General features: G+C 33.5%; 4 protein-coding genes. 1 reads left to right on the top strand and 3 read right to left on the bottom strand.

The features are described from left to right. Both F0000_RS21985 and F0000_RS21980 read right to left on the bottom strand, forming a co-directional pair. Positions 1-1813, bottom strand: a 1813-nt coding sequence (locus tag F0000_RS21985; RefSeq protein ID WP_223148936.1) for a DUF6443 domain-containing protein, incomplete at its 3' end; no start/stop codon positions are given. 5 nt (positions 1814-1818) lie between these two features. After that, positions 1819-5283 (bottom strand): RHS repeat domain-containing protein, encoded by a 3465-nt coding sequence (locus F0000_RS21980; RefSeq protein WP_149626877.1) that lies wholly within the window; start codon positions 5281-5283, stop codon positions 1819-1821. Positions 5284-5969: 686 nt separating this feature from the next. Here F0000_RS21980 and F0000_RS27915 point away from each other — a divergent pair. Further along, on the top strand, positions 5970-6560 hold the full coding sequence (locus F0000_RS27915) for a hypothetical protein (protein ID WP_188112222.1): 591 nt from the start codon (positions 5970-5972) through the stop codon (positions 6558-6560). On the opposite strand, the gene F0000_RS21970 is transcribed toward F0000_RS27915, so the two are convergent. After that, entirely contained in the window at positions 6550-7170 is a 621-nt protein-coding gene (locus F0000_RS21970; RefSeq protein WP_149626876.1) for a hypothetical protein, read from the bottom strand. The two genes, F0000_RS27915 and F0000_RS21970, sit on opposite strands and share 11 nt — an antisense overlap. Positions 7171-7710: the final 540 nt, after the last annotated feature.

Raw genomic sequence — 7710 nt, 5'->3', positions numbered from 1 at the left:
CTATTTTTTGCTTCTGTGTCAACAATCGACCCATATGATCATAGGTAAAAGTATCTGTAGTAACAATCGAAGCATTGCTATCTCGTCTATGCGTCGTTTTGGTTTTAAGCACCTTGCCTGCAAAATCCAGTTTATTTAAAATCCAATCCTCTGTACCCAAATAGTCATTTTTTATGTGGGTTTCCCAGGCTCTTCCTTTATTATCATAGTAGGTAGCTGTCATAATCCATTGATCAGTTCCTAACACTCGTACTTGTGTAACCGTTGGTAAGCCTTTTACTTCTGCAGTTGCTGTCATTTCTTCCCAGATTCCGGAACCATTAGCAGGATTAAAAGCTACCACATTTCCTACTTCATAGTCATCGTAATAGTTGATTGTGTATATCTTGTTTATCCCAGTAGGTATTGCATCATTCGAATAATATATAGCTGTACCTGCAACGGATAAGGATGTAACTCTTTTAGTTACATACTGCGTATAATTTCCAGTATCTGCAAATCCTTGCATTGTTCCTCTTGATACAGTTCCTGGTTGTATATGTAATCCTGTAAATGCTATTCTCCCAAAAGCATCATACTTGGTAAATAACCATTCATTATTAGCTCTTTGATTGGCATCCTGTGTCATTACGGGTTGATCCAATTTATTGTATACGATATACTCCCATCCTTTACCTGGGATTTTCTTTTCTACCAATCGATTTCTTTGATCATATTTGTACTGATAACATAGTTCGTTTAATTCTATAGCGGATACACCATCACTTTCGCTTAATGTTACTTTTGGTGGAATCACATAGGTAAGATTGCCATAATCATCATATACATAATACGTATCGTGTGCTATATTCTCATTATAAGTCCTTTTCAGGATCACTCTCCCTAATTTATCTGTATATTCCTTTGTGGTATGATCATTAGGATGTGTTTGATTAGGGAGCCAGTTTTCATCTTTGGTAATGGTGACTCTCAATTCATTTGCCGGGTAGTATGCATCCCTAACAAGACTCGGAGCTTCGGTATTGGTTGGGGCTGCAAAGTCTACCCTAAAATAAAATACTTCTGTAGCTGAATTGGTCGCCCAATCAAATTTAATGGCGCGATCACTATCATTTGTTGGATTCACCTTCCAAGCTTTACCAGGTGCTCCTTGTTTTATAACTCTGTTTAATGGAGAAGCTTCAAACAAACGCTCTGAATATGCATTAAAAGACTCCGGGTTTGTAGGAACTCCAACAAAATCACTAGAATATGTTGCTTTATAATAGGCATTGATATCATTGGCTATATTTACCGTTTTATACCCTCCTTTACTGGCAATTTGATGCTCAAAAGGCAAATATTGCTTGTCTTGCCTGCCATAATCATCATACGCAATATGTGTAATGATATCATGCTTATCTGGTGAGGCTTTGATCCCTATCTGTTGTTTAGGTCTCCCCAATCCATCAAAATAAGTAACACTTTCTATAACATCACTGTTATTACTGATCCCTATCGCAGGATTGTGTAACTCCGCTTCTGTGATAGGTGTCTGATATATCCGGCTAAATACATAATTTTCGGTATCACTTAAAGTAATTGGTTGGTAGGCATCTTCTGTGATTCCTGCATTAAAAGTGCTTCCTGATTTGATCGAGGTAGTGGGTTTAATCGTTATGGATTTTGTTGCCTTAATATTTGACACTGCTGGTGTACTGGATGCGGTAATGGTATGATCTTTTATCACCACATTTTCTTCTACCTGTGCTATCGTTACAAAACTTACAAAAAGCAATGCTATTGTGATATATGCTGATATATTTTGTATCATCTTGATTAGTTTTTGTAGTTATATTGATTTTCTGAAACTAAATTCCCCTCTGCATCTTTTACATATTCCAGACGATTGAAATCATCATAGTGATAGGTCATCGTATAGCCACGTGGATCTGTCATACTGGTGATCCCAATAAGTGGATCATAAGTGTAGGTAGTTATCATGGCATTGGGTAAACTAGTTCGTAATTGATTTAATTGAGAAAAATTATCTTCTCCATAGGTTTTGAGGGTAGCTACGGATATCTCTAAGGCTTCAGCAATATCCTGATATGTGGCGTTTTCAATCTTGGCTATAGGGTATTCTTTATTATAACCCCATACATAAGATGTAATTGCTCCTCCCGTTTGGGACACCTCCAATATATTTCCATAATTATCGTATTCCATAAAATCCAATCGAGTTTCGTAAACATTTGAACTACCATTTTTTAAACTTCTAATATTTTCTGGTAAATACATCGAAACAACTTCTCCATTGGCATTACGAGTCTTTACTTCATGATTTCTTATCACACTACTTGTTAATATACCATTTACTTCTGTTTCCTCTTTTATGACAGGATTCAATACATTATCATCTGTCATCTGTGTAAAAACACTATTACTCATAGAAGTATTCGTAGGCCTGTCGGGAGGATAATAATATTTTTTAGTTAAGGTTTTTCCTTCACTATTGGTCTGTTCTGTCTGAGTAACATTCTTGTGATCTGCATTACCGTACTCATAAGTTGTAACGGTTGTGACTGGATTTTGGCCATTTAGATCATAGGTAGTTTCTGTTTCTTCATTAAGGTACATCCATTTTGAATTAATCGTATAGGACCAACTATTTAAATTCCCTGTTGATCCAACACTCGTTATGAAACTTGCAACATTAACTACCTTAAGCCCTTTGATTTCAAAAGAACTGCTGGAAGTACCACCGTACTTATATTCTTTTTCGGATACCAATTTATTATTAGCTCCAAAATGCCATTCATTAAGTAACTGACCATTACCTGGAAATGAAAAAGCAGGCACTCCATGAAAATATGCATAAGAGTCGTGTGGTAGCAAATTTGGACTATTCTGGAAATTATAAATAGAATAGCCATTAGTATGATTCCCTGTACTATCCGTTTTAGTTACCTTTACTTTATCATAACCAACAATATTTCCCTGTGAACTAACACCCGATTTAACTATATTATGGCCTTTTCTTTCAAAAATTGCATAATCATGAAATGATGCACCTCCTTCATTACCTACAGCAGTTTGCCGTATACCATGGCTAAAATTATTTATTAATGGGTTTATTAATTTACCAGTAGAGAGACCTGCTTCTTCATAAGAAAAAGTTTCTTTTTTAGTTATTATATCATTTGCTGAGGTAGAGGCGATCTCTTTTATTCTTAGACCTCCCGCAATATTTTTAGAAGCTAGTTTTCCTTCAATAACAGTTAATGTAAGTTGAGAAGCTGAACGTTTTTGATATTGATCATTAACTTTGAAAGAGTAAACTCCTTTAGGCAGAAATGTGTAAAATACCCCGTTCTTAAAACCAGTTGGAGTCTCATCAGGCGGTTTCAATTCAAAAATTGTTCCTCCTAGTGTTAGGTTTATTAAACTTGATACATGACTTCCATTATTTTCATACCTAAAGTTATAGTCTATCTTAACCAAGGTTCGAGCACGTAATTCAAATTGCTGTTCTTTCGTTAAACAACATTCTATTATTTGATCCATTGGATATCCACGATCTATAAGTTCTTGAGCTGTAAAATAATCATATTTTAAAACAATAGAGGTTTCTGCCTCTGTTACTTCGTACGGCCTACCTGTTGGATTTGAATAATCGTGAGGCTCAAACGTAAAAAACGTAGTTCCTCCAGTTGGATACTCTATGCTCTGTAAGATACCTGCTTTCATAAGCGCAGGATTTACCTGACGATTGGCGCCTGATAAAAATTTCTTAGCAGCAGATTGGGAACCTAATGTACCTTCCCATTTTATGAACATAGGTACTAGGCTTTTATATGAATAATTATTACTTGTATTTCCAGTAATTCTAGATACTTGATCAGTTGAAGCATTTTCTTCCATATCACTATAATTAGCGTGCAGAATACGGTTATTTTCACCTCCATTAAAATAGCCCCAATAATCTATAGAAAAAGATGTTTTTTCTGGTAGTTTTTGGGTGTTGTAATTTAGTTTATAACTAGGTTTAGTCACATACCCATCTCCAGATTTAAATGATTCTTGTACAGCATCTAGCCTTAAACGTTTGCAATTTTCACTATTTACACATCTGCTACTTTGGGCATTAAAATAGCTATATTGCAGGTTGACCTTTTTTAATGACGTATTGTTTAGATCAAAGAATTCTATACTCTCCAAGCATTGGGGGTTTTTTACAACAGAATCCCCATCTTCTGGCCGTTTTCTTAAATCTTGTCTGTCGATTGTATTGAATACCGCATATCCATTATTATATTCAATACGTTTTAAGTAAACATCCGTGACTACTGGTAAGGATACAGTAACATTATTTTGTACCATAGAAAATGGAGCTGTAGGCCCTACGGCTCTTATAAGTCGACTTTTTCTCCTAGTTTCGTCAATACTTTGTTGGGAAATTGTTCTATAAGTATTCTCAGTATCGTAAACAAACTTTATACTATCTCCATTAGGATTTATAACTTCACTAAGATACCAGGATGTTGTAATATAGTCCTCGGAGAATTCATCTCTGAAATTTTCTCTAAGTGGATAATATGACGTATTTAAAACAGCCCCTTCATTAAGCCCCCGACCTACTATCCTGGTAGTTTCTATAGCACTAAAATAGTATTTCCAACCATTGGCATCGGTAACGACCCAACCCTCATTAATCGAATAAGAAAATTTTAAATTATTTTGCTCTATGAGAACTGGATGTGTACCTCCTTTAGGAAAAACCATTTTACCAGTTTTACCAAAAAAATTATAATTAAAAATATCAGGCTCTGAATCTTTTGAGCCATTATGAATTAGAGAAGTTTCAAATAAATCTGTACTAGTATAATCAGGATCTTGAATTGCTGGTGGGAGTGGTGTACTAGAAGTTTGAAAACCAAATTTATAACTATCAAGATCATCTTCATCCATTACAGTTCTTGTAATAACACCTCCACTGTTGAGTCCCCAACCTAGACCTACCCAACTAGCTTCCTGAGCGACTTTTATCCCCGAAGCATGGTAACTCAAGCCGATAGGCAATTCTATATTCCCAGACTTGATAGTATACAAGGGTATGGAGATATTTGGAACACCTGTATAATAACTTACAGGTATATCCCCATATTGACCTAAAGAAGCTGCATTGGGTGAAGGGGGGATTACTTGTGGTGGTTGAAACTGTGATTCTTCTTGAATAACCTGAGCAGTACTATTAGTTGTAATCACTAATAGAATCGTCGATACTATTATTAGTTTTTTCATATTTAAAAAATTTGTTTTCAAGTTGTATATTAACCTCTTGATACATAACTAAGTGTCGTAGATACCATATATGTTACCCCTAAAAATCATTTTTTATTAAAAAAATCTAATTAACCACTGTAAATCAATTACTTGATCACAACAAAAAAAGCACAACACTAAACCAATATGAAAGAAATGAAGAATGAATCTATTGAGAATAATTTTTAAGCTACAACCTTTATCTTCGCTACAGCCTGGATCTTAAGGCAGTATAGAAACACTTACTTTATATCAATGAATTTTAGATTTAAAAAAAGATGAATATAAACAGCTAAAAAGAACTAATTTTGTTTCGTATACAATCCTGATTTGAACGTATTCATAAGAAAATAAAACACTGTGGTTTTAAGGAATTTATAAAAATTCGGCATAGCTCAAACTATTACAAATTTTTCTTTTGATAGCTGTTGTAAAAGATATGGTTTTATTGAAGTGGTTTAAACTTTTTTGATACAGGCGAAAAATAGTATTTTTTTGATCAATTGAAGTGTTTTCTGCACTTCATAGCAGCGTTACGGAGTAAGAAAAAGACAAAAATTGAGTAAAAAAAGGGATTTTTATAGCAAATTGAAAAAAGGTTAAACGACTTCTTTGTGTAATTCAGGTTAAAAAATGGTATTAATGAAACAAAACCCCAACTTCAATTGAAAGAAATAAGGAATATCATATCCCGGGGGAAATCCTATATAAAATTCCTTCTTAGCTCCACCAACCAGCACGGAGTGCATTCTCCTTTTGTATATAACTTAACAACTAAATGTTTTTATGACCGAACACAAAAAGAATGCTATCCTTTGATAAAATCTGTTTGTAGAGACTATTCGGTTCCTTTCAGTTATAAAAAGGCAAAACTGCTACATCGCCTGATTTCTTACCTTGGATATCAAAAGGTATATCTACAGGCAAAACCTATTGCTGCGATATCCAAAATCGTATCCATAGACAATATGGTATCAATATCCCATAGTATAGAAAGTGAAGATACCTTTGATCTATTATACCTGGATGTTGATTATTTCAAAACTCACCACAATGCACTAGAAAACTTACTTTTGAAGACACATAATGATTCTCTTATCATTCTTAATACTATCAATTGTTCTAAAAGAAATGACGAGATTTGGGAAGAAATAAAAGAACACCCTGCTAGTCGTGTAACCATACATATTTTTGATCTAGGACTTATTTTTGTTAGAAAAGAACAAGCCAAAGAACATTTTGTGATTAGGGTGTAACAACAGCCATGCTTTTTTTATTCTTTTTCTTGTCAAAAGAATTATATGTATCCAATACTTTTTGTTCAACCGTATTTTTTTTGATAGTCGTTGGACATATCGCTTCCAGGTACTGGTTATATGTTTTTCCCTTTCTTAGCAGCAATTCTGCAAAATACTTTTCTGCTACTCCTACACTCATCGCCTGTTCTATGGATACCAATTTCTTGTATAACCCTTCTATTTCTTGTATCGTATCTTCACAATATATTATCCTTCTTCTCCCAAGATAAGATGTGATTTCCCCACACATATCCAGATTCGATTCGATATCTATTAATAACCAGGTATAATTACCGTTTTTAGTAGGGCACTTAATGATAGCTCGTGTATGCTTCTTGCTGTATAATTGTAACCAAAGCCTTCTACGAATTATTTTTGGCATATCTGCATGTACTATTGCATGATCTTCATAACTAAAGAAATCTAGCTCATTATCCTTATCAATAGCTATACAATTATCATTTGCATAGGTAATAGGTTTTATAAGCTTTGTTCTGGTAATATGACTTTTTGACGAAGTCAAAATTGTGTCTTTATAAGTACTGATAGATTGATTAATTGATCCCATAGTAAATTTATTTAAATGGTTTATGAATAGGTTTTCTATACACGTCATCCAAATACAAATCTTTCCTTACTTTATTAATCTATCCATAATCAACAACCATATTGATCTATTGATTTACAATATTTTACGCCCCAGTCTTAAAGATAGAACTAATCTCACACATATACAATGAGAATAATCATATTTATATTTTTGAAGTCCGTTTAGTCTTTGTTTTTAAGTTAAAAGTGAAATTAGATAATAAGCCAATAAAGATACTATTCGCTTCCTAAACCGATCAAAAAGTATGTCTCTATCAGAAATTAAATGGTGCTCTCATTATAGATGGAACCAGAAAGAGACATATAAGTTCTTAATTACTCTTAGAATTCAAATAAGATTATGGTTTAATTAAGCGATATAAAATAGCGCATTATTATTATTCACAAACAAATAATAAATCAATATGAACAATTAATAGAATCAATTCAAGCTATTATTTCTCTATACATATATTTAGTCAAATTGTAAACTTATTAATCGTTTAATAATTAATGCTAT

The organism is Aquimarina sp. RZ0, assembly GCF_008370685.1.
Taxonomy (GTDB): domain Bacteria; phylum Bacteroidota; class Bacteroidia; order Flavobacteriales; family Flavobacteriaceae; genus Aquimarina.
The sequence above is the reverse complement of the archived record's forward strand: the minus strand, read 5'-3'. Positions and strand labels throughout refer to the sequence as shown.

Excerpts from the sequence above, each read along its gene's own strand:
- F0000_RS21970 (WP_149626876.1), bottom strand. The coding sequence starts at position 7,170 with ATGGGATCAATTAATCAATCTATCAGTACTTATAAAGACACAATTTTG.
- F0000_RS21980 (WP_149626877.1), bottom strand. The coding sequence starts at position 5,283 with ATGAAAAAACTAATAATAGTATCGACGATTCTATTAGTGATTACAACT.